Raw genomic sequence first — 24,587 nt, 5'->3', positions numbered from 1 at the left:
AACTTAACGCAACGAAAATAAATAAATAAATAAAAATTGCAATCGATTGCGTAAAATATTTTTTCCAAATTGCACTCACCAATGAAGAAAGTAAAACGCACAACCATTTATGACATTGCCGCCAAGCTCGGCATAACCGCATCCTCGGTATCAAGGGCGCTGAACAACAGCAGCCAGGTAAATGAAAAGACCCGCGAGCTGATCATTAAAACCGCCGACGAGCTCAATTATAAACGTAATACGCTTGCCTCCAATCTGCGAAAGGGGCATTCAAAAACCATTGGCGTGGTGGTACCCCGTATAAACCAGAACTTTTTCGCCAATGTAATAGCCGGGATTGAGGAAACAACCTATCAAAAAGGCTATAACCTGATCATTTGCCAATCAGGCGAGGTACATGATAAGGAAATTCAATGCGTAAACACCCTTATTAATCAGCATGTGGATTGTATCGTGATCTCTGTATCGGCCGATAGTTATGATTATCAGCATCTGCAGAATGTGCTAGACCACGGCATACAACTGATCCAGTTTGACCGTGTTGCCGAAGAGTTGGAAACCCTTAAAGTGATCAATGACAATGAGCAGGCTTCGTTTGAGGCGGTATCGCACCTGATTGAAAATGGATATAAGCGCATTGCCCTGCTTGAGGGCCCGCAAAACCTGAACATCTTCCGCCAGCGAAAAACCGGTTATCTGCGGGCGTTGGAAACCCACAAGGTTGCCGTTATTGATGAATTGGTAGTAGAAAACGCCTGGACAAAAGAACTCGGTGCCGAAGCTACCCGCAAACTGCTTAACCTCCCCCAGCCTCCTGACGCGATATTTGCTTCGACCTCAGACTTTTCCGCACTGGGTGTTTTGGAGGTAGCTAATGCTATGAAAATACAGGTACCATCAGAACTTGGCATCTGCGGTTACTCTAACGAAGCTTTTACAGAAATAACCAGTCCGTCCATAACATCGATAGATCAGTTTAGCGTTTATATGGGTAAAACCATAGGCAACCTGTTTTTCCAGGAGATTGGCAATACTGAGGTTTCGGTTAAACCTAAGATCATCAGCATAAAACCAGAATTGATCATCAGAGGCTCTACAGCGAAGAAGGGATAATTCTTCACCATTCCTTCCCAACAATCGTCATTGCGAGGCATGAAGCAGTCCCAAACGTCACAGAGCGACGTGCTTGGTCTCTTTACAGCCTGTGAGCTGCGTTCCGCGCAATGACATTTTTTACTAAATAATCCCCATTAATCCAATTTCTTTGGATTGGTATTTTCATTTTAAATTCAATATCGATAAGCATTTAGTTACATATTTGTTACATTAAGCTTTAATTTCAGCCATTATTTAATTATAATACGTATGGATGATTTTTTAGCGGCCAGATCCCAAATGGCCTTATCGTTAGGGTTTCATATCATATATTCCTGTATCGGTATGGTGATGCCTGTTTTTATGGCTATATCCCACTTTAAATGGATAAAAACTCAGGATCCAGTGTATAAAAATATTACTGTTGCCTGGAGCAAGGGCGTAGCTATTTTTTTTGCAACCGGAGCCGTATCCGGTACAATGCTTTCATTTGAACTTGGGTTGCTTTGGCCTGGTTTTATGAAGCATGCCGGGCCTATCTTTGGTATGCCATTCTCCCTTGAAGGTGTGGCCTTTTTTATTGAGGCAATAGCGCTGGGCTTGTTCTTGTATGGCTGGAACCGACTCAACAACTGGGTACATTGGACAGCGGGGATCATTGTTGGTGTAAGTGGTGTAGCATCTGGCATCTTAGTGGTAGCTGCTAATTCATGGATGAACAGTCCTTCCGGTTTCGACTTTGTGAACGGGCAGTATATTAATATCGATCCTGTAAAAGCCATGTTTAACAAAGCCTGGTTTTCAGAATCGCTGCATATGATCATAGCGGCTTTTTCAGCTACGGGTTTTGCTGTGGCTGGCATTCACGCGCTCATGATCTACCGCAAACAGAATGTACTTTTTCATACTAAGGCTTTTAAAATCGCTATCCTTTTTGGCGCTGCGGCTGCCATTTTACAACCATTCAGCGGTGACCTTTCGGCTAAAAACGCTGCCAAGCGTCAACCTGCAAAACTGGCAGCCATGGAGGCTTATTTCCATACCCAGGAATATGCCCCGCTGGTTATAGGAGGTATACCGGATACAGCGGCTAAAAAAGTTAACTACGGAATAGAGATCCCCGGTTTGTTAAGCTTCTTGGTTCATGACAATTTCAAAACACCTGTAAATGGTTTGGATAAAATCCCGGTGAAAAATCAGCCCCCGGTGGCAGTTACCCATTACGCTTTTCAAATTATGGTAGGCATTGGTGTTTTGATGATGCTGATAGGAATTATCTACTTTTATGAACTCTGGAAGAAGAAAGATCTGCTTTCTAAATCCTGGTTTCTGAAAACTTTCATTTGGGCAACCCCGCTTGGTTTTATCGCCCTTGAAGCCGGTTGGACGGTGACCGAAGTTGGTCGCCAGCCCTGGATCATTCAGGATGTTATGCGTACTAGCGAGGCGGTTACACCTATGCCTGGAATCCAGTATTCGTTTTACCTGTTCAGCTTTATTTATTTTACGCTGAGCGTGGCTGTTATATTTTTATTAAAAAGGCAGATCCAGATGGTGCCAGAATTGTATGACCGTAAAACCGCCTGACCATGATGCTTTATATTGTAATCCTTTTCCTGTTTGCGGCTATCACCCTTTACTTTTTATTGGGCGGGGCTGATTTCGGTGCAGGTATAATTGAGCTTTTTACTTCAACCGACAATAAACACCGTACCCGTAAAATCATGTACCAGGCTATAGGCCCTATTTGGGAGGCAAATCACATGTGGCTCATTATTACCGTGGTGGTGCTGTTTGTGGGTTTTCCTGTAATTTACAGCGAGATGTGTATCTACCTGCATATCCCTTTACTAATCATGCTGCTTGGTGTAATAGCCCGCGGTACCGCATTTTCGTTCCGCAATTATGATGCTGTTAAGGACGAAAAAACACAGGCATTTTATACGCACATATTTGTTTACTCGAGCTTTGTTACCCCTTTATTTTTAGGCATTATTGCAGGGAGTGCGCTATCCGGACAGATTGATCCTAAAGCTACCGATTTTGCCCATGCTTACATTTTTAGCTGGTTTAACTGGTTTTCGGTATCGGTTGGCTTCTTTACTGTTGCACTTTGCGGCTTCCTTGCCGCTATTTATATAGTTGGTGAAACGGAAGACGTAGATGAAATAAAACGCTACATCCGCAAAGCAAAAATCATGAACATTGCTGCTGTGATTTGTGGGGCGTTGGTATTTTTAGCTTCTCATTTTGAGCGTGTTCACCTGGCCAACTGGATCTTTGGAAACCCGGTAAGTTTAGTTGCGGTAATAGCGGCAACTATTTCACTGGTAGTGCTTTATCTGATCATATCGCATCGGAAAAACAGGCAATGGATCAGGGTGCTTGCAGCTTTTCAGGTGTGTATGATCCTGATATCGGTTGGTTTTTCGCGCTTCCCAAGGTTTGTTATTTTTAAAGATGGCAGTTCAATGTCCTTGCTTACTGAACACGCTAATAGCAATAGTATTGATGATCTGGGCATTGGCCTGCTGGTTGGTAGCTTGTTTATATTGCCGGCATTGGGGTATCTATATTATGCGTTTAAGAAGAAAGACCGTTGAGTTTTTTGATTACGCTGATTTCGTTGATTGCTTGACCGGTGTTTGGAGAATTTTAGATAACTATCACTGTCCATCCTTACTGATTAATAAAGATGTGCTGTCAAATATTACATTTGTGTTGTGAAGAATTATTTAAAGATCTTATCAATCGACGAGTATTCGATTACGCCTAAGTACCTGCAACTATCTAATGCCATTATCAGGGCCATTGAAAGCGGGCAGATTGTGAAGGATGATATGCTCCCCTCTATCAATGATCTGAGCTATGCGCTGGATACTTCACGCAATACCATCGAGCGCGTTTACAAGGAATTAAAGGAGAAAGGAATTGTAAGCTCAGTACCCGGTAAAGGTTTTTTTATATCGAATACCGATTTTCAGAAGCCGCTTAAAATATTTCTGCTATTCAATAAGCTTAGTGCGCACAAAAAGATCATCTATGATGCCTTTGTTGCTACTATAGGCGAGCAGGCAGCCATAGATTTTTATATCTACAATAACGATTTCTATTTCTTCAAAAAGATCATTACCGAAAGTATCCAGAGTGACTATGCCAAATACATCGTCATTCCGCATTTCCTGGATAATGAAACCAAGGCCCATGAGATCATTAACACTATCCCTAAGGATAAACTGATCTTACTGGATAACATGGTGCCGGGCGTTAGTGGCAAATTCGCGGCTATTTATGAAAACTTCGCTACTGATGTTTACGAGGCGCTGAAAAGTATGCTGGATAGCCTGAGCAAATACCATACGCTTAAACTGATCTTCCCCGGCAAAACCTACCACTCCAAGGAGATCATGAAGGGCTTCCTGAATTTTTGCAGGCAGTATGCTTTTGAATATGATATAGTTGAAACCCTATCCACCGAGGCTATTCAGAAAAATACGGTATACATAAGTCTTACCGAGGATGACCTGGTTGAACTTATTAAAAAGGTCATCGCCTCCGATTTAAAGGTTGCTAAAGACGTAGGTGTGATATCTTACAACGAAACCGCACTTAAGGAAATTATTCTTGATGGTATCACCACCATTTCAACCGACTTTAAATTGATGGGCAGCAAAGCGGCCGAGTTTGCACTGAACAATTGCCATGAGCATTTTGCAGTACCGTTTACGGTTAGGTTGAGAAGCTCGTTGTGAGCGTCTAATCCTCTAAAGGAAGAATAACGGGAGAGATTAAACTCTTAATTAAATATGTCATTGCGAGCGCAGCGTGGCAATCTCGTTGCCAATGCATATCGAAGATGCATAGCTACGAGATTGCTTCGTCGTTCCTCCCCGCAATGACATGATGGAATTTCTTACTTCAGTTCCCTGACTTTTATGCTTCTGAAAAATACTTCGTTACCATGATCCTGCAACAATAAATGGCCGGAAGGAGCTTCGCCGAAGTTTTTCCAGATCGTGTATTTGCTGATAGCTACCAAATCGCGGAAAGCTTTTGAACCACGCTCATATTCCAATACTTTAACACCGTTTAGATAATGCTCAACGTGATTGTTAGGATATACCACCACGCGGCCAGTATTCCACGCCCCTATCGGGTGTACAAAACGTTCTTGTTTATTAGCTTTGATGAGGTCATATAACGAGGCTAAAGTACGGTCACCATCACGGCCAAGTTTGGCATCAGGGTGCAGTTTATCGTCAAGTACCTGGTATTCCAGACCGATTGCCGAACCTTTGGTAACTTCAGACAGTGTAACAAAATATTTAACACCACTGTTGGCACCTGGCGTAAGCTTAAATTCAAACGACAGGTCAAAAGCGCTGTAATTATCATTAGTCACGATATCGCCTCCACCTGATTCTTCCTGACCGGCAGACGGTAATACATGCATGGTGCCATTAGCATATTCCCAGCCTTTTTCAGGGAACGCTTTAAGGGTTGCACCGTGCCAGCCTGTATTGGTTTTGCCATCGTACAATAGTTTCCAGCCGTTTGCTTTTTCGGCAGTTGTTATGCTGTTTGGCGTAAGGTTAACTACATATACATCCTTTGGAAATGGTGTAGCTTTTAAATTGGTGGTTTTAAGGTTGATGTTTTTGAAATACACTTTTTTACCCGCCTGTTTTTCTTCACTTACAGCGTGTACCTGTAAGGCTATAAAACCTTTGCTGTCAACAGTATCAACTACATCGCCGGCAGGCACGCCATTTACCCATGTTTTTATTTCATTACCAATACATTCAATTTTGATGTGATTGTATTCGCCAACTTTAAAAGCGTCCTTAGCTTTTGGGTTCAGATCAAGCGGATACAGCCAATCTCTTCTGCCCTCATCATAGATACCGCCAGTCCATTTGCGCGACGATGGATCTATTTCAAATTGCCTGCCATACACTTTGCCTTTACCTTTATTGCCTTCCGGATCGTAATGGCTGCGGGTTTGCACGCCCGAATTGCTCAGTTCGCTTTCGATTTTAGCGTCCAGTTCCAATATGAAGTTGCCGTATTCTTTTTCGGTAACTAAGAATGAATTGCCAGAGTTAAGTACGGTGGTACCAACTATGGCTCCGTCTTCTACTTTATAGTTAGCAGAGCCGGCAAGTTGTTTCCAGCCTTTAAGTGTTTTACCATCAAATAACTTGGTTTGCGCGCTTGCCGGACTTAATGCCGCCGACGCTAATAGCATAATAGCAGGGTAGATTATTTTTTTCATGATCGATATTTTCTTGTTTGAATAAATTAAAATCGTCGGGAACGATGTGCTTAGGAGTTAAACCTTTACCTCCCAGCCCTTCTCATAGTCACGGCTCCAAAGCTTTTGAGCTTCGGGATCCTTTAATATATGGCCGTTATTCGGATCAATGTGCAGCACCCGATCAACACGGTATGAGATATTACCCAATTGCGGCAATAGCGTCGATTTGAAACCAATCTCTATCGGGCAGTTCAATTTATCTGTTCCACGTATCGAGTCGGCAAAGTTTTTCATGTGGAAGCCGTCCAACGCTTCTGTAGGGCTTACTTTGTTGGTGCCGTCAACTTTAGTATCGTCTTTAATTTCTTTTACCAGTTTGTTGTCGCCATCATAAACCCGGTAGCTGTTACCACTGTCATAAAACAAGGTTCCTTTATCACCATAAAACACAACTCCCCTGCTTAATTTTTCAATTTCGAAACCATTGCAACTACGGCATTCCCATTCTGCAGCAGTGTTATTAGGGAAGTTATAAAGGATATTTTGCGTATCGGGAGTTTGCCAGTCGTCATCAAAATGGAAGCGCCCACCGGTTGATACCACTTTGTTAGGATAATCAACACCCAGCCCCCATCTAATTACATCCAGTTCGTGCGTGCCGTTGTTTAAAGCCTCGCCTGTGCCCCAGTTCCAGAACCAGTGCCAGTTATAGTGGATCAGGTTATCCTGATACGGCTTTCTTGGTGCCGGGCCCTGCCATAAATCATAATTTAAGTTGGCAGGTACAGGTACCTGTTTGCCTTTGCCAATGCTTGCGCGATGATTGGTATACCAACCTTTCGCATAATAAGTACGACCGATTACGCCGTCATGCAACTCCTTTACCATAGCCTGCACGTTTGAAAATGAACGGCGCTGGCTACCCATTTGTACCAGTCGTTTGTACTTATTTGCTGCTTCTACAGCCATTTCTCCTTCGTGCGGGTTGTGGCTGCACGGTTTCTCTACGTATACGTGTTTGCCTGCCTGGCAAGCCATGATAGTCGCGGGGGCGTGCCAATGATCCGGAGGAGCTACAACAACCGCGTCGATATCTTTTATCTCCAACATTTTGCGGATATCTGTTAAGCCCTGCGGCTTTTTGCCTGTTTGCTTGTAGATCGCGTCAATCGTTTTAGCAACTACATTTGAGTCCACATCGCAGATATATCCAATCTCCACGTTAGGCAATTTGGCAAAGCTTTGGGCAAGGTACAGGCCACGGCTATTGGTCCCCATCATGCCTAATACTACTTTTTCGTTGGGCGATCCCTTAAAAAATCCGGCAGCTTTTGATAGTTGTGGCGCAAGCAGAAAACTTGTACCCGCAACAGCGGTTGATTGAATAAACTTTCTACGGTTAATCATTTTTCAAAACAGGTTAATTGGGTTTTAATACGCGTACCCCGGCGGGCCGCGCCGCAAATTAGCTAAGATTTATAAAGGGCTAAAGCTATCGGGCAATTTTTTTATGAAGCAATTGTAATTTAACTGTTACTTAATTGAGCTGAAAGCGGAACGCTTAAGGCAAAAAGACTGTATTAGACATTCAATAGCTTTAAGCTTTCCGCCTTCGGCTTTAAGCTCCAAAAACAGAAAGCCCCATTAAAGGGGCTCAAGGGGGTATTAATTGCAGGAAAGCGTTATACAAGTGGCTGTATTGAAAATACATCCAGTTTTGAGGCTTGGAAGTTACGTACCCTTTTATATACGCCATTTCCGTTGCTGCTTCCATCTGTGTTTGTGTTTCCCTCAATGGTTTCAAAAAGATCACCATGAACGCCGGTTACAAGACCTGTGTGAAACCAGTCGTTAGGTGTTTTTTGAACCAGGAAGATATCGCCCGGTTTAACTATAGATGGATTGGCTCTTACTGTCGCGACACGGCTTAACAAACCTTTACTAATGCCCGTAGTGCCTACGGTATCACAACTATAGGTAAGCGGCATCACCGTCCGGAAATCTTTTCCAAGTTGGCTTGCGGCCTGATCAATGATGGTTTGTACAAAGCCCATGCACCAGAACCATTCGGTGCCTTCGTTATTATCCATATAAGCCCGTACCCAGGGACCGCTATTACTTTGGCCTTTAATTACAAGTTCAAACGGTGCGTTGCTTAAGTGCTGCATTGCCGTATTTACAATCAATTCTCTTAATCCGGTACCGGCAACGGGACTTTTAAACGCGTTTGTCATAGGTTGAGATAGGGCCGAGAAAACGCTGCTGTCAACAATGCCTGTTTGTGGAAGGTTTTTCGCTTTTTGGAAATTCTTAACTGCCGTTTCCGTTCCGGAGCCAAAGCTGCCATCAATGCCTGTTGCTGTTCCTGCGGAAGGGTTGGTAACAGCATACAAGTTAAGCCAGCTTTGAATTTTAGCTACTTCTTTCTGGTTGTTTGAGGCGCTGCCCTTTTGTTGGGTTGCCGCTATCACTGTTTCTTTGAGGTACTGTTTTTTGATCATTGGTTGCAGGATTTAATTATGATAAGTTTAGATGATGTAAATGGGGTACTTTACTCAACGGGATGAAATTAAATCAACGCCTGCAATTTAACCAGCGTAGTGATACGTATTTAAAGCAAAAAGCCTACGTAGTTTTACGTAAGCTTTTTTGAATCAAGGTTATAAAACCTATGTCGGTACTTAATATTGTATCGGCAACGGAACCAGTTTTAAATTCTGGCGCTGGTGCCAGTACGGATATATTGGATCAACCTCGCTGGCCGCATCCAGTTTTTTAACCTGATCGAGGGTTAAATTCCATCCTATAGCACCAAGGTTTTGCTTAAGTTGTTCTTCGTTACGTGCACCAATTACCAGGTTAGCTACTGTTGGCCTCTGCAATAACCAGTTCAGCGCTACCTGCGCTACAGATTTGCCGGTTTCTTCGGCAACTTCATCAAGCGCGTCAACAATATTATATAAATGGTCAAAGTTTGTTGCCGGGCCATGCGCACCACCCTGTACCGTTCTTGAACTTTCCGGAATTGGCGCTCCTCTCCTGAATTTACCGCTTAGTTGGCCTGATGATAGCGGGCTCCATACAATAGTGCTTACTTTCTGGTCGATCCCTAATGGCATCAATTCCCATTCAAATTCGCGGTTAAGCAGTGAGTAATATGCCTGGTGGGCTACGTAACGGCTCCATCCATATCTTTCAGATACCGAAAGCGATTTCATCAAATGCCAGCCCGAAAAATTAGAGCAGGCAATGTATCGTACTTTACCACTGGTTACCAGGTCATCAAGCGCTCTTAATGTTTCTTCAACAGGCGTATTGGCATCAAAACCGTGCATGTGGTAAATATCTATCCTGTCGGTATTTAAACGACGAAGACTATCTTCTGCCGATTTGATCAGGTGATAGCGGGACGAACCGAAGTCGTTAACACCCTGCCCCATAGTAAATGTAGCCTTGGTAGAAATTAGCACCTCGTTACGAATGCCTTCCAACGCTTTGCCCAATATTTCTTCAGAGGTACCTTGCGAGTAAACATTGGCCGTATCAAATAAATTAACACCGGCATCAAGGCAAATATTGATCAGCTTTTTTGCCTCATCAACCTGGGTGTTGCCCCAGGCCTTAAAAAATTCGTTGCCGCCGCCAAATGTGGCAGTGCCGAAACTTAAGATAGGCACCCGCAGGCCGGATGCACCTAATTGTCTGTATTCCATAGTGTATATTTTATGATGTAAAAGGCGGTAGCCTGTTTCACAAATTTATGCGGAATCGATTGCTGAAGGCATTTTTACGTATCATAAGTTTGTCATTTATGGTTGATATTTTACTGCGTTGAGATAAACAAACAGTAGTTTTGAAATATGATTGCAGACCCGCTAAGCGTTTCCCTTTTTGAAATGAGGCTGGAAGAGATCCACCGTCATGACCCTATGCTGAGGTATGAAATTACTATTCGCGATTTTATCGCCCTGTTTCCACTCAAAATAAAAAACGGCAAACCTGTAAAACCTGAACAACCTGCTTCTTTTGCCCTCGACAGGGATGTTTTTTTACAGGTTCTGGTTGCGTTTAACCAATCATTTAATTAGAATAACCTCCCCCATTTTATCCAATCAGGAACACTTCTAAATAACAAATAAACCCGTTGAGGCTGATGCCATATTTTAACTTTGCGCAAAATTTAAGACATGGAGAAAACTAAACTTACCATTAATAATAACGGTTCGGTTAAAATAGAAGGCGATTTTGAAATTGTGGATATGCAGGGCAATGCTTACGGTTTGCAAGGCCGTACAGTAGTATCTATCTGCCGTTGCGGTTTATCAGCTAACAAACCATTTTGCGATGGCTCTCACAAAGGCCATTTTGAGCATAATGCCATTGCCTTTGATCTTCCACCGAAAAAAGTATAAACAATTGTTTTTATATACATAAAGCCCGGTGTTTAATTACATTGGGCTTTTGTTTTATGCAGTATTCCTAAAATAATCTGCATTTTTGAAACTATACTTATAAATAATAATGCGTTACTTTTTTCATATTGGCTATCATGGTGCAAGGTATTCGGGCTGGCAAAAGCTTTCAAAAGCAATTACTGTACAGGAGGTAATTGAAACAGCCCTCGAGAAAATTCTGAAACATCCCGTAGCCATTAATGGCTGTGGCCGTACCGATGCGAAAGTACATGCAAGTCAGTATTTTTTTCACGCCGATATTGACGATAATTTAGACTTTGATCTGTTGTTCCGGCTAAATAAACTGCTTCCTGATGATATTGCTGTATTTGATATTATCCCGATGCAGGGCGATCCGCATGCCCGTTTTGATGGCGTGATCCGATCATACGATTATTTCATCCATAATTATAAAGATCCCTTCCTGAGCCGTTTCAGTTCACATTATTCCGACCAGGATCTCGACCTGGATGCGATGAAAAAGGCGGTTTCTATTCTGCCAAATTATAATGATTACCGCGCCTTATGTAAAACGCCCGATAAAATAGAGCATACTATTTGTCACGTGAAATCTGCCGGGCTTTATATTGACGGCAATGGCAGTAAACTGAGGTTTAATATTACTGCCAATCGCTTTTTGTATAAGATGATCAGAATTACTGTAGGGCGCTTGCTTGAAATTGGACAGGGGAAGATGAGTACTGATGAATTTGAATTTTATCTTGCCAATAAACAAACACCAAAAATCATTATACCTGCCCATCCTCAGGGCTTATACCTTTCAAAAGTAACTTATCGCTATCTTGATCTCGAACCGCGGTCGGCCTTTTCATTACTTAACGGTGCCGATTGGTATCCCCTATAACGCTTATCTGCTGATTTTTAAAAATATGACGCGGTAATTTGGTACTTTTGCACCCTCATTTTAATTTTTAATAAATATCCTGATGGCGTGGTCTGATAAATTGAAGCTTAATAAGCAACTGTTACGTTCTGTAAATGAAGTAGGTTTTACAAACCCTAAAGAGTTGCAGCTAAAAACCATCAACCGTATAATTGGTGGGCAGGACATTATAGCTATTGGCCCCGAAGGTAGCGGAAAAACCACTACCTATGTGTTAGGTGTTTTAAACCGCTTCAACTATGCTCCGGAAGGTGTTCCGCGTGTGTTGATACTTGTGCCTGAAAAAGAAAACGTATTTGCGGTTATTGAGCAGTTTGACCGTCTCAATAAAAATAAATCTATCCGCATAGTTGGTTTATATGTTACCCCCGGCTTTGAAAGCCAGATGGATGACTTAGCCGACGGCGCTGATATTGTTGTGGCCACCCCCGACAGGGCAAGGGCTATTTACCTCAAATTGGCTTTGAATTTAAATAAAGTTGACCTGCTGGTAGTTGATGATGCCGACCAGATAGTAAAAAAGGGCTTACAATTACCCGTTGTTGAACTTGCCAATAGCATTGATAAAGCACAGCACCTTGTGTTTACCGAGGTTATTCACGCTAAACTGGAAAAAATGCTTGATCCGTTTATGAGAGATCCTGCTATAATTGAGGTTGACGAATTAAGTGATACCGTTATTGAAACGCACGAGCAGCTTTTATACAATGTGCCCAACTTTGGCACTAAGCTAAACCTGCTCAATTTGTTTATGTATGACGAAGAGCTGTTTACAAAAACGGTTGTGTTTGTAAATACCCAAACAACTGCCGAAAAGGTTTTTCAAAGCCTTAAAAGTCGCTTACGTACAGGTGTGGCATACTTGAACCCAAAGTTCTTCGACACCAAAGGTTTTAAAAATATTGAAGATTTTAAAGCTGATCCGGCTACGAGAATCCTAATCGTTACTAACGAAAACGAGGAAGAGCTTAATCTAAGTGATATCCCTTTCCTGATTCAGTTTGATTTGCCGGCAGATAACGAGGTGTTTATTAGTCGCATAGTAAATCATAGCCCTGATAGTGAAGAAGAAACGCTGGCCATGACCTTTGCTACCGATATTGAATTGGGGCAGGTAAAAAAGATTGAGCAGCTAATTGGACATAAGATTCAGGTAGCTGAGTTGCCCGAAGACCTGGTGATTGTAACCGAATCGAAGCCGAAGAAAACGGATGCAAAGGAAGATAAGAAACCTGCCGGCGTTGGTGAAGCCTTCCACGAAAAAAAGGCGTCAAACGCCAAAACATATAACCTGAGCGCCAGTACCAAGGCTAAAATGAATAAGAAGAAAAAGCACGGGTAAGAAATTCCACCTTTAAGTTCTGCCCAGATTTACGAAGTTTTTAAAACTTCGTAAGTCTTAACTTTAGTAATATCACGCTATCTCCAGATACAAGTCTTCCACCTTCTTCCTTGCCCAATCGGTTTTTCTCAAAAACTTGAGGCTTGATTTTACACTCGGGTTATCATTAAAGCAATTAATCCTGATCCGAATACCCAGTTCCTTCCAGCCAAAATGAGCTACCAGTTCATTGAGTATCATCTCAAGCGTTTTGCCATGTAAAGGGTTGTTGGGCTGTTGCTGCATGGGGCAAAAGTAAAGGTTTGTTTCGGTAAAATACCATAACAAAATTTGTCGCAAAGTCGTTTAACTACTAAATTATATTAGCTGATATTTAATAAATGGTAAATTTTGTTTAATTTAATGCAGCTAATAAAGCACGTTTAAAACCACTTCTTCAAGTTGCCCAAAAATATTTTAATGAATAGCTATAAGTGTTACCTTGTTTTGTTGTTGCAAGCTATTTCGTTATGCGTGTTCTCACAAAACCGCCCTATTCATTTTCAACACCTTGGTAGCCGTGAGGGGCTTTCCGAATTAAATATTAATTGCATTATACAGGATAGCCGCGGCTTTATATGGGTTGGTACACGTGACGGCCTTAACCGTTATGACGGCAACAAATTCAAGATATTTAAAAATATTATTGGCGATAATAACAGCATCAGTAACAGCTTTGTTCAGGATATAGTTGAGGACAAGAATGGAAACCTGTGGATCTCCACCAGCGGCGGCGGTTTAAATATGTACGACCGCAAGCTTGATCGTTTTATCCATTATCGTCATAACCCCAATAACAAAAATTCAATTGCAAGTGACATCCTGGTTAAGATAGCCCTTGATAAAAGCGATAACCTGTGGATCTGTAATCAAAAGGAAGGACTTGATCAGTTTAACATCGCTCAAAAGAAATTTACTCATTACGGCTATAATGAAGCAGATAACAGCAGTTTAAGCGATAATAATGTCCGGGTTGTATATGTAGACAGCCAGAATAAATTATGGGTAGGCACAACTTATGGCGGTCTGGACCTTTACAATCCGCAAAGCCATAATTTTACGCGTTTTGTTCATGATGAGAATAAATCGTCATCACTTTCGGCAAATAAGGTCAATGCAATTTTAGAAGATAGTAGCCGTCGCTTATGGGTTGGCGTTAGCGATGGCGGACTTAACCTGTTTAACCCGGCCGACAAAACTTTCACCCATTATAAAAACGATCCGAACAACAAGAATTCGCTTTCATATAATAGTGTACAATGCCTTGCCGAAGATAGTAACCACGATTTATGGATCGGCACGGAAAACGGCGGTCTGAATATTTTTAATTACGCCCTCAATACCTTCAATAACCACCAGGAAGATGACGTAGATAACAGCAGTATTGCTAATAACTCGGTAGACGTGATCCTGAAAGATAAAAGCGGGAATATGTGGATAGGCGCTTTTGCATCGGGGCTTAACTTTTATAAAAAAGCGAGTGAAAACTTTACTCATTATCAGCATGGAGCGCAATCCATTAGCTTGTCCAATAATTTTGTGCTGAGTGTATATGAAGACAAAAAGAACAACATATGGGTAGGCACAGACGGTGGCGGTTTAAATCTGTTTAACCCTGAAAAGGGTGAGTTTAAATATTATAAAAGAAGCAATAGCAATATATGTGGCGATTATGTTTTAACCATTCAGGAAGATGCTAAAAGTAACCTGTGGATAGGTACCTGGGGCGATGGGGTAAGCATGATGAACCCGCAGACCCGCACCTTCAGATCGTTTAAACACAATCCGGATGACAGTACAAGTATAAGTGGTAACAACATTTACGCTATAGCCAAAACCCTTGATGGGAAACTATGGTTTGGCACTCTTGGTACCGGACTTGATCTGTTCGACCCTAAAACCAACAAGTTTATTCATTACCGTCATGATGCCGGTAACCCTAAAAGTATTAGTAGCGATAATATCAATTCATTGCTTGGCGATTCAAAAGGCAACCTTTGGGTAGGTACTAATGATGGTGGTGTAAACCTGTATGATGCCGCCACCAATTCATTTAAACCGGTACAATACGAAAAACTGAACAGTGCCCTCGGCAATAACACTGCGCTTGATCTTTTTGAAGATCATTTGGGTAATATCTGGATCTGTACTTATAGCGGTATTTACAGATTAAACCCGGTTACCGGTAAGGTTACAAACTTTAAAGCAAAAGATGGCTTGCCTAATGATTACACGTATGCTATTGAAGAAGATGCAGCTGGTAATTTATGGATCAGTACCAACAGAGGCATCTCCAGGTATAACCCCAATACCAATAAATTTAGAAACTTCACTGTTGCGGATGGTTTGCAGGCAGAAGAGTTTAAACCTCACTCCGCAGTAAAGGGTCACGATGGCATCATGTATTTTGGTGGCGTTAACGGGTTTAATATGTTTGATCCGGCAGGAATAAGGAACAATATTTACGATCCTACGTTGGTGCTTACCGATTTTCAGATCTATAATAAATCAATTCACGTAGCGCAAAACAATAATGATCCATCGCCTTTAAAGGAAGATATTGCAGAAACAAAGTCCATAACGCTAACTCATGATCAATCGGTTATATCATTCGAGTATGTGTCGATGGACTATAGCCTGAGCAATAAAGAATCATATGCTTATCAGCTTGAAGGGTTTGATAAAGGCTGGAATTACGTTGGTAATAAAAACACGGCAACTTATACCAATTTGCCTGCAGGCAATTATATATTCAGGGTGAAAAGCCGGAGTACCGATGGTAAGTGGTCATTAAGAGAGGTGAGCCTAAATGTTACGGTGCTCCCACCCTTCTGGCTTACATGGTGGTTTATAAGTTTGCTTGTTTTAGTTACTATAGTGGTGGTTTATACCTGGCACCGGCTTAGGGTAAAGGCTATCATACAACAAAAGAACCTGCTTGAAGAACAGGTTACTGAACGCACGGCCGAGGTTATGCAGCAATCGGAAGAATTGAAAGCACAGTCCGAAAATTTGCAAACACTGAATATTGAACTTCAAAATCAATCGGAAGAGTTACAGGCCCTGAATGAAGAGTTGCAGGCACAGTCAGAAGAATTGCAGCTGCAGAAGGAACAGGAACGTGAGGCCCGTGAAGAAGCTGACAAAGCTAACCAGGCCAAGAGCATATTTTTGGCTACCATGAGCCATGAGATCAGGACCCCGATGAATGGTGTTATTGGTATGGCTTCCCTGTTGGGCGAAACCGAATTGAATACCGAACAGCGTGAATATACAGATACCATTATTTCATGCGGTGATAGTTTGGTGAACGTAATCAATGACATCCTTGATTTCTCCAAAATCGAGTCGGGAAAAATGGAAATGGAGCAGGAAGATTTCGACCTACGCCAGTGTATTGAAGAAGTGATGGACATTTTTTCCCAAAATGCTGCCAAGCGAGAGTTGGAACTGGTTTACCAGATTGATCCCGCCCTACCCCAGCAAATTATTGGCGATAGTTTGAGGTTGAAGCAGGTATTAACCAATCTGACGGGTAATGCACTCAAGTTTACTGAACGTGGCGAGGTGTTTATTAAGGTGTTTTTATCTAAAAATATTGGTGATAAGGAAATTGAAATCGGATTTAGCGTGATGGATACCGGCATCGGCATCCCTGAAGATAAGCTGATAACGTTGTTTAACGCGTTTTCGCAGGTTGATTCGTCTACTACGCGCAAATATGGTGGTACAGGTTTAGGTTTGGTGATCAGTGAGCGCCTGGTAAAATTAATGGGTGGCGAAATTTGGGTTGAAAGCGTTTTTGGTGAAGGCTCTGTTTTTGTATTTACTATTAAGTCGGCAATAAGTAAAAAACAATCAAAACAAATCCCTATCGTTTTTAATGCCGACGAACTTGAAGGCAAGAAAGTGCTTATTGTTGATGATAATAAAACCAACCGTTTTATCCTGCAAACCCAACTTGAACAATGGGGTATACAAACGGTAGCTGCCGCATCGGGTAGGCAGGCACTTGACATTTTGGGCGCTAACAACGGCTTTAACCTTGTTATAACCGATATGGAAATGCCGGAAATGGATGGCGTTGGACTGGCCAGGGAGATAAAAGATAATTACAAAAACTTACCGGTGGTTATGCTGAGCTCCATCGGCGATGGTTCAAAGAAGAAATATCCCGGTTTGTTTTCGGCTATATTAACCAAGCCTGTTAAACAATCACAATTGGGTAAAAGCCTACAGGCCGAGTTTCAGGGTAAAACACAAGTTCAGGTTGCAGAAACTAAACCGGATAAGCTTTTTGATGCCAACTTTGCCAATGAACATCCACTTAGTATCCTGGTGGCCGAGGATAATACGGTTAACCAAAAACTGATCAGCCGGATGCTGGAGAAGCTTGGCTATGATTTTGAACTGGCACATAATGGTTATGATACCCTGGAAAAGTTAAAAGCCAACCCAACTTTCGACGTGATATTTATGGATGTACAAATGCCGGAGATGGATGGCTTTGAGGCAACCCGCCATATCAGGCAGTATGCCTTTAAGCAGCCTTTTATCATTGCAATGACTGCCAATGCAGGCCCCGACGATCGCGATATGTGCATAAGCGAAGGCATGGATGATTACATTGCCAAGCCTATGAAAACCGACGCGCTTATTAATGTATTAAAAGGGGCGTACAAAATGATGAAAAACGTAAAAGGTAAATACGTTTAAGCATTATCGCGAGGCTACGCCCCAGTAACAGCTATTGCGGATTTTTTTGAGGATAGCAGGTGTGATACTTGAAATTTCGTGCTCATACTTGTTTTGGTTGTTGAGCAGGTACATGGTACCGCTGCTGTTGTTATATACATACGAGCACAAACGGGTATCCTCTCCGTTTTCATCTTTCTTGACATCTATCCTTATGCCATTGGTTTTGTTGCTTGTATCAGGCGTTAATGCCGGGGCCGATGCCTTAACCCAGTTAATGGTATAATTTATATTCTGTGCCGAAAGGCCTTCTGTATTTTCTTTATAGCTTTTACTATCCTGTATAACTGCCAGCAGGCACTTGACACAAGGTTCGGCTACAGTTGCAGCACCATATTTTTTACGCGGGTTGTTGAACACACTATCCTTTTTGCCGGCCACTGTTACTGTTGTTTTTGAAATATCATTTGATAATGGTTTGAGTTTACTTTGTTTACAGGCCGAAATTGTCATGACCAAAACACAAAAATAAATAGATGGTTTAAACAGATTCATGGTTTATAAATTAGCACTTTATTTATATACATCATTTTAACTGTTTTGTGTTGATGTGTTTGGATATACCAAATGTGAGTTTAATCTATAAATTAAGTTTAAACAATTTAAACATAGATTTTATTGCATTAATTGGGGGACTAAAGGACAGTTTTTCTCTAAAAATTTCTTAAAATTGCCTGATTTATTTTGCCCCGGTCGGTTAGTTGCCCGACAGGACTTAAACCATCATAACAAATTTTCAAAAACGGGGTTTACCTTGTAATAAATAACACTGCAGGCTTTGCAGGCTATAATACTAAGATGACTAATAACGGTACAGGTTCAAATTTAACAGTTGATGTGGTTTTAATTGGCGCAGGTATTATGAGCGCTACACTTGGTGTAATGCTTAAAGAACTGCAGCCCGATCTGACGATTGAGATTTTTGAGCGCCTGGATGTCATAGCGGCTGAAAGTTCGGCCCCGATGAACAATGCCGGCACCGGTCACTCCGCTTTTTGCGAATTGAATTATACCCCCCAGCTTCCGGATGGTAGCGTTGAAATAAAAAAAGCTATCAAAATTGCCGAGCAATTTGAAACAAGCAAGGAGTTTTGGGCCCATCTTATCGGGAAGGGCCTGATAAAAGATCCTCAAAATTTTATCCGCAAAGTGCCTCACATGAGTTTTGTTTGGGGAGCCGAAAATGTTGAGTATCTTAAAAAACGCCAGCAGGCCCTTGTTAAACATCACTTTTTCAAAGGGATGGAATATTCTGAGGATAAAGCTCAGATCAAAAAATGGATCCCGCTGGTTATGGAAGGTCGCGCTGCTGATGAAAAAGTGTCGGCAACATTTATGGATATTGGTACAGATGTAAACTTTGGAAGCCTTACCAGCGCGCTGATTGACGAACTCAAACAAAAATCAAGTGTAAATGTAAGTCTTAACCATGATGTTCAAGATCTTAAACGTAATGCTGACGGCACCTGGAAAGTAGTTGTAAAAGATAAAGTTACGGGCAACAAAAGAAAGCTTAATGCCAAATTTGTTTTTGTTGGTGCAGGCGGCGGTGCTTTGCACTTACTACAAAAATCAGGTATTGCCGAAAGTAAAGGCTTCGGCGGCTTCCCGGTAAGTGGCCAATGGTTGGTTTGTAATAAACCTGAGATAGTGAAGCAACACGAGGCTAAAGTTTATGGCAAGGCATCGGTAGGTTCGCCGCCAATGTCAGTTCCTCACCTTGATACCCGTATGATTGATGGAAAACGTGCGCTGCTTTTTGGTCCATACGCAGGCTTTTCAACCCGTTTTCTTAAAAAAGGTTCATTGCTTGACTTGTTCAAATCTATTAAACTAAACAATATACTACCCCTGCTTGCTGTAGGGCGCGATAACTGGCCTCTAACCAAATATCTTATCTCTCAGGTAATGCAATCGCCTGCCGATAGGTTGAATGCGCTTAAAGATTATATGCCAACAGCTAAAGCCGAAGATTGGGACTTGGATATTGCCGGTCAGCGTGTGCAGGTTATTAAAAAGGATGCTAAACATACCGGCGTACTTGAGTTTGGTACCGAAGTTGTAACTTCTGCCGATGGTAGTATTTCAGCTTTATTGGGTGCTTCGCCAGGTGCATCAACCTCTGTGCCTATCATGATCCAGCTTATTGAACGCTGTTTTAAAAATCATATCAAAACCGATGCATGGCAGCAAAGGCTTAAAGAAATGATCCCTTCGTACGGACAATCGTTAGCTAATAACGAAGCTTTAAGCGACGAAACCAGGGCAAGAACAAGTAAAGTATTGGGGTTGATTTAGCTATCCTTCAAAATATTAATTGGCAGAAGGGTATATTTAAAGAAACTATTTCTTTCGGGTATAGTTAAAAATATCCTTTTGCCATTTTCCTTTTTTATCCTTTTCAATAACTGTCACGTCCAATTTATCAGGTGCGGTTAGTTGATAGGTTAAATGAACCGATTTATCTTTCAGTTCAAACTCGGCTTTGTTTTTTTGAATATTGGTGAGGTAAAATAGCAGCGGCTTATCTTTATCTTCCCATCCTATGCTGCCACGGTTAAAATGACGCATCTTAAAAATGGGCACCCCGTTTTGTTCTTCAACAACCACAAACTCGTAAAACACCGCTTTGCCATCCTTAACTACCCTGAAACTGCTGATCATGCTCTCTCCCATCGGCTCGCCCCAAAATTCTTCCATATCGCCCCATTCGTGCTTTTGTGTCCAGGTACCGGCCATAAAGGCCAGTTGCTTAACGCTTGCTTTGTTAACTTGCGCGAAGCTGTTACCAGATATCAAAATAAAGCCAATGATTGCAGGAAAAATGTATTTAAGGTTCATAATATGAATTTAACAATAATTCACAGCCTGGAATAATCGCGGAGGCTCACATCCCCTTCCATTCATAGCTTTTGCTCTCTAAGCCGATCAGGTCAATCACCCGGTTCACTACAGTCATAGCCAGTTCTTCAATGGTTTGAGGCTTGCTATAATATGAAGGAATTGCCGGGCAGATGATCCCTCCCGCTTCAGTAACCGTGGCCATGTTGCGTATATGGATAAGATTAAGCGGCGTATCGCGCGCTACGAGAATCAATTTGCGGCGTTCTTTCAGGACCACATCCGCTGCACGGGTTATGAGATCATCGGAGATCCCTCCCGCTATCCGGCCGAGTGTTCCCATTGAACAAGGCACTACTACCATGGTATCAAACTTGGCCGAGCCTGAGGCAAACGGAGCCATGAAGTCATTTTTGGCATAAAACTTAAAAGGGAGCTGTGTATAATCTTCGTTATCAAGCTCGAATTTCCAGACATCTTTGGCATTGTCTGACATTACAACACCTACTTCGGCTATTTGATCCCGTAATTCATTTAGCTTTTTTAGTAGCAGGCTGGCATATATTGAACCACTGGCACCCGTAACAGCAACAACTATCTTTTTCTTCATAATTACTCCTTCAACAACCCAAACACGCAAAAAGTTAGGGGCACAAAAAAGGGTCGAATAACTTGTACCCGACCCTACATCTACCTATGAAAAACATGCCCTTGAGAGGGCACTACAAATGTAGTAACAGTTTTTTAATTTTTAAACAATTTCTTAAAATAATTTTAACCCCTTTATTGGAGATTTTTTTCTATTAAAGTTTGAATGATTCCGTCAACTAAACCTACCCGTGGTACGTAGATATTTTTGATGTTGGCATTCTTCATTAAGGTAAGGTAAATTTCACATGCTGGGATAATAACGTCGGCCCTGTCCTGGTTAAGGCCAAGCACGTTAATCCTGTCTTTTAATGAAAATGAACTCAGGTAGGTATATAAAGACCTCAGTTTGGCAAAAGTTAAGGGCATATCTTCCTTTTCTTCAGACAACCTGAATAGCTTATTAATGTTTCCGCCGGTACCAATACCTGACAATTGCTTAAAATTACGGGTATTGTCGCGTACAAAGTCCTTCATTTCATTCCAGGTTTCTTCGGTATCCTGGTTATCTAAAATGCGGATGGTTCCAATATTAAATGAACGGGAAACAATAAGCTCCCCCGCCGAAAACAACGAAAGCTCGGTGCTACCGCCGCCTACATCAATGTACAGATAGTTTTTGCTTTTATCGATATTTTGCTCGGCGTGACTGGCATAAATGATGCTGGCTTCTTTTGATCCATGAATAATATCAATGTCAATATTGGCCTCATCCTTGATCATTTTAACAACATCGTCCCCATTTTTGGCTTCGCGCATAGCCGATGTTGCGCAGGCCAGATAATCTGTAACCTTATATACATCCATCAGATTGCGGAAGGCAACCATTGATTTAACAAGTTCCGTAGTTTTTTTCTCTGAGATGTGTTGTTGTATAAAAGCATCATCTCCCAAACGTAACGGAACACGGATCAATGTGTTTTTTTTAAATGACACCGATCCGGTGTTTTGAATTATGTCGGCAATTAACAGCCTCACGGCGTTTGAACCTATATCAATGGCGGCGTATCTCAATGTTATTTCGTTTTATTTTTTAGATAATTATATATTTCAATTTGAGCCCTATGGCTTTCGGGCGAATTTGTCTTGTGGTATTTATTGGTATTCTGGCTATTGATCTCCCGTGCTTTGGTATTATCCGAAAGCTGGATATCGATAATGTCCCGTATCTCCTTTTGTAACTTTTCGTCATATATCGGGAAGCCAACCTCAACACGGTTATCAATATTGCGGGACATAAAATCGGCCGAAGTAAGATAGATCAGCTCCTTGCCTCCGTTGCAATAAATATGTACACGTGCATGCTCAAGGTACTTATCTACAATACTGATCACTTCAATATTCTCGCTGTAACCCTTTACCCCGGCTATTAAACAGCACATGCCCCTGATGATCATCTTGATCTTTACACCGGCGTTGCTGGCCTGGTAAAGTTTGTTGATCATATCCTCGTCGGCAAGGCTATTCATTTTCAGGATCATGTATGCCTGTTTGCCGGCTTTAGCGTTTTTAATCTCATTATCAATCAACCTGTAAATTGCAGGCCTTGAATCAATTGGCGATACGATAAGGCTTTTTAGGCCTTTAGCTAACTGACCGCGGTTAATTGCTTTGAAAACATTTACCAGGTCGTCAGTGATCTTTTTATTTGCTGTAAGCAAGGTATGATCAGCGTAGATCTGGGCGGTTTTTTCGTTAAAGTTTCCGGTTGAAAGACAGGCATAGTAAGCCAGCTTCCCTTTTTCGGTACGGCTAACCAAACAAATTTTTGAATGCACTTTATAGCCTGGAACGCCGTAAAGTACAGTTACGCCCTCTTCTTCCAACCTGTTACTCCAGTGGATATTGTTTTGCTCATCAAAACGGGCACGCAACTCCACCAAACAATTTACTTTTTTGCCATTTTTGGCGGCATTGATCAACGCGTGAATTACCCGCGAATTTTCGGCTAAGCGATATACAGAAATATTGATCTCTTTTACTTTTGGGTCGATAGCGGCCTCACGTAAAAAGTGGATCACATAATCGTACGACTGATAAGGAGTGCTAACCAAATAATCTTTCTTGGCAATAAGGTCGATAAGGCTTTTGCCGAACGAAAGGTCTGAAACCGGCAGGGGTATATACTTACTGTACTCCAACTCCGGCCCGCCCACGTTAGGAAACGATATAAAGTTTTTGAAGTTATGGTACCTGTTGCCCGGAATAAGGCTTTCGCCATGTAATCCCATTTTATTCACCAGGTACTTCAGCATGTCCATGGGCATTTCTGAGTCATACAGCAGGCGCATCGGTTTACCTTTTTTACGTTTCTGAAGGCTTTTGGCCAGTGAGTCCACAAATTTTTCACTCACCTCCTTGTCCAGGTCAAGTTCCGCGTCGCGGGTAAGCTGGATCGAGTATGCTTCAATGCTATCGTGTTCAAAAATGAAAAAGATATCCTCCAGGCTGTACCTGATAATATCATCAAGCAGAATAATGAACTTCAGGTTATTAGTATCGGGCAATTTAACAAAGCGCGAAAGGTTATCCGGAAATTCAATAAGCGCAAACCGTGTTTTTTTATTGGTAGTAAGCTTTACAAAAAAATAAACGGCCCTGTCCCTAAGCTCTGGCAGCGGCAGGGTATCATTAAGCATGATAGGCACCAATGTAGCCAATAGTTTCTCCCTGAAATAATTTTTTACGAAGGTACCACGGGTTACGTTAAGCTGCTTGTCGTTCAGGATGAAGATCTTTTCTTCGGCCAGCTGCTTAACAATAATATTTTCATAAAGGTTATTAAACTTACGCTCCTGCCTTACTACGATGTTCTTGATCTGGTTAAGTACCTTTTTGGGGTTGTAACCTAATATTTCTTTCGACTTTTCGTTAAGGGCTGCTAAGCGGCTTAAAGTGGCTACCCTTACACGGTAAAATTCATCGAGATTAGATGAAAATATGGCTAAAAAACGGATCCTGTCAATCAGCGGGACTGTCGGGTCGGCAGCTTCCTGCAAAACCCTATCGTTAAAATATAACCAACTTATTTCTCTGTTAATTAAGGGAGCCTGTTTATCCATAAGAATTTCTTGCTTTACAGCCAGATGTTACAAATCTGCTTATTTATTTGTTAACTTAATATTAACTCATGAGGAATTAACCTGTTTTCGTTCATCATTATTTATTGCAGAAATTAAACAATTTGTTGCGAAATTGCGATCTGTGTTAACAATATATTAGTTTTGCAAAACATTTACCACCAATATACCA

The 24,587-nt window shown here is 41.7% G+C and carries 20 protein-coding genes; 10 read left to right on the top strand and 10 right to left on the bottom strand.

Features of this window, described 5'->3' with window-relative positions; all coding sequences use genetic code 11:
* Nucleotides 1-81 precede the first annotated feature (81 nt).
* The 4 genes from DUL71_RS09240 (at nt 82) to DUL71_RS09225 (ending at nt 4,847) form a co-directional block, all read left to right on the top strand.
* Nucleotides 82-1,113 (top strand): LacI family DNA-binding transcriptional regulator, encoded by a 1,032-nt coding sequence (locus tag DUL71_RS09240; protein WP_114937831.1) that lies wholly within the window; start codon nt 82-84, stop codon nt 1,111-1,113.
* Between the two features lie 252 nt (nt 1,114-1,365).
* Entirely contained in the window at nt 1,366-2,682 is a 1,317-nt protein-coding gene (locus DUL71_RS09235) for a cytochrome ubiquinol oxidase subunit I (protein ID WP_114937830.1), read from the top strand.
* A gap of 2 nt (nt 2,683-2,684) precedes the next feature.
* Nucleotides 2,685-3,698: a cytochrome d ubiquinol oxidase subunit II gene (locus tag DUL71_RS09230; RefSeq protein ID WP_341867738.1), complete on the top strand. Its 1,014-nt coding sequence runs from the start codon at nt 2,685-2,687 to the stop codon at nt 3,696-3,698.
* 120 nt (nt 3,699-3,818) lie between these two features.
* Nucleotides 3,819-4,847, top strand: coding sequence for a GntR family transcriptional regulator (locus tag DUL71_RS09225; RefSeq protein WP_114937829.1), 1,029 nt, complete (start codon nt 3,819-3,821; stop codon nt 4,845-4,847).
* A gap of 161 nt (nt 4,848-5,008) precedes the next feature.
* On the opposite strand, the gene DUL71_RS09220 is transcribed toward DUL71_RS09225, so the two are convergent.
* The 4 genes from DUL71_RS09220 to DUL71_RS09205 all read right to left on the bottom strand — a co-directional run bounded on the left by DUL71_RS09220 (nt 5,009) and on the right by DUL71_RS09205 (nt 10,065).
* Nucleotides 5,009-6,370, bottom strand: a complete 1,362-nt coding sequence (locus DUL71_RS09220) for a 3-keto-disaccharide hydrolase (protein ID WP_114937828.1) — start codon at nt 6,368-6,370, stop codon at nt 5,009-5,011.
* Between the two features lie 57 nt (nt 6,371-6,427).
* Entirely contained in the window at nt 6,428-7,759 is a 1,332-nt protein-coding gene (locus DUL71_RS09215; RefSeq protein ID WP_114937827.1) for a Gfo/Idh/MocA family protein, read from the bottom strand.
* 275 nt (nt 7,760-8,034) lie between these two features.
* Nucleotides 8,035-8,853, bottom strand: coding sequence for a peptidoglycan-binding domain-containing protein (locus DUL71_RS09210; protein WP_114937826.1), 819 nt, complete (start codon nt 8,851-8,853; stop codon nt 8,035-8,037).
* A 180-nt stretch (nt 8,854-9,033) separates the two neighbouring features.
* Nucleotides 9,034-10,065 carry an aldo/keto reductase gene (locus tag DUL71_RS09205; RefSeq protein ID WP_112566872.1) on the bottom strand — a complete coding sequence of 344 codons (1,032 nt, stop codon included), beginning with the start codon at nt 10,063-10,065 and terminating at the stop codon, nt 9,034-9,036.
* A 147-nt stretch (nt 10,066-10,212) separates the two neighbouring features.
* Between DUL71_RS09205 and DUL71_RS09200 the strand changes: the two genes are divergently transcribed.
* From DUL71_RS09200 to DUL71_RS09185, 4 genes are all read left to right on the top strand, one after another.
* Nucleotides 10,213-10,440 carry a hypothetical protein gene (locus DUL71_RS09200; protein WP_114937825.1) on the top strand — a complete coding sequence of 76 codons (228 nt, stop codon included), beginning with the start codon at nt 10,213-10,215 and terminating at the stop codon, nt 10,438-10,440.
* Between the two features lie 99 nt (nt 10,441-10,539).
* Entirely contained in the window at nt 10,540-10,764 is a 225-nt protein-coding gene (locus tag DUL71_RS09195; RefSeq protein ID WP_090525766.1) for a CDGSH iron-sulfur domain-containing protein, read from the top strand.
* Nucleotides 10,765-10,873: 109 nt separating this feature from the next.
* Entirely contained in the window at nt 10,874-11,671 is a 798-nt protein-coding gene (locus DUL71_RS09190; RefSeq protein WP_114937824.1) for a tRNA pseudouridine synthase A, read from the top strand.
* Between the two features lie 82 nt (nt 11,672-11,753).
* A complete protein-coding gene (locus DUL71_RS09185) occupies nt 11,754-13,052 on the top strand; it encodes a DEAD/DEAH box helicase (RefSeq protein ID WP_114937823.1) in 1,299 nt (432 codons plus the stop codon).
* Nucleotides 13,053-13,124: 72 nt separating this feature from the next.
* Here the strand turns inward: DUL71_RS09185 and DUL71_RS09180 are convergent, their stop codons facing one another.
* Complete coding sequence (locus tag DUL71_RS09180; RefSeq protein WP_114937822.1) at nt 13,125-13,337, bottom strand: VF530 family protein; 213 nt, start codon at nt 13,335-13,337, stop codon at nt 13,125-13,127.
* Nucleotides 13,338-13,511: 174 nt separating this feature from the next.
* On the opposite strand from DUL71_RS09180, the gene DUL71_RS09175 reads away from it, so the two are divergent.
* Nucleotides 13,512-17,807 (top strand): hybrid sensor histidine kinase/response regulator, encoded by a 4,296-nt coding sequence (locus DUL71_RS09175; RefSeq protein ID WP_114937821.1) that lies wholly within the window; start codon nt 13,512-13,514, stop codon nt 17,805-17,807.
* A gap of 3 nt (nt 17,808-17,810) precedes the next feature.
* Here the strand turns inward: DUL71_RS09175 and DUL71_RS09170 are convergent, their stop codons facing one another.
* Nucleotides 17,811-18,341 carry a hypothetical protein gene (locus DUL71_RS09170; protein WP_154402350.1) on the bottom strand — a complete coding sequence of 177 codons (531 nt, stop codon included), beginning with the start codon at nt 18,339-18,341 and terminating at the stop codon, nt 17,811-17,813.
* A 303-nt stretch (nt 18,342-18,644) separates the two neighbouring features.
* Between DUL71_RS09170 and DUL71_RS09165 the strand changes: the two genes are divergently transcribed.
* On the top strand, nt 18,645-20,144 hold the full coding sequence (locus DUL71_RS09165) for a malate:quinone oxidoreductase (RefSeq protein ID WP_114937819.1): 1,500 nt from the start codon (nt 18,645-18,647) through the stop codon (nt 20,142-20,144).
* A gap of 45 nt (nt 20,145-20,189) precedes the next feature.
* Here DUL71_RS09165 and DUL71_RS09160 read toward each other — a convergent pair whose 3' ends face one another.
* From DUL71_RS09160 to ppk1, 4 genes are all read right to left on the bottom strand, one after another.
* Nucleotides 20,190-20,687, bottom strand: a complete 498-nt coding sequence (locus DUL71_RS09160; protein WP_114937818.1) for a DUF6265 family protein — start codon at nt 20,685-20,687, stop codon at nt 20,190-20,192.
* Between the two features lie 46 nt (nt 20,688-20,733).
* Nucleotides 20,734-21,297 carry a UbiX family flavin prenyltransferase gene (locus DUL71_RS09155; RefSeq protein WP_208645515.1) on the bottom strand — a complete coding sequence of 188 codons (564 nt, stop codon included), beginning with the start codon at nt 21,295-21,297 and terminating at the stop codon, nt 20,734-20,736.
* 173 nt (nt 21,298-21,470) lie between these two features.
* Nucleotides 21,471-22,349, bottom strand: coding sequence for a Ppx/GppA phosphatase family protein (locus tag DUL71_RS09150; RefSeq protein WP_114937817.1), 879 nt, complete (start codon nt 22,347-22,349; stop codon nt 21,471-21,473).
* 2 nt (nt 22,350-22,351) lie between these two features.
* Nucleotides 22,352-24,397 (bottom strand): polyphosphate kinase 1, encoded by a 2,046-nt coding sequence (gene ppk1 / locus DUL71_RS09145; RefSeq protein ID WP_114937816.1) that lies wholly within the window; start codon nt 24,395-24,397, stop codon nt 22,352-22,354.
* Nucleotides 24,398-24,587: the final 190 nt, after the last annotated feature.

The organism is Mucilaginibacter endophyticus, from assembly GCF_003351025.1.
Classification (GTDB): Bacteria; Bacteroidota; Bacteroidia; order Sphingobacteriales; family Sphingobacteriaceae; genus Mucilaginibacter; species Mucilaginibacter endophyticus.
The sequence above is the reverse complement of the archived record's forward strand: the minus strand, read 5'-3'. Positions and strand labels throughout refer to the sequence as shown.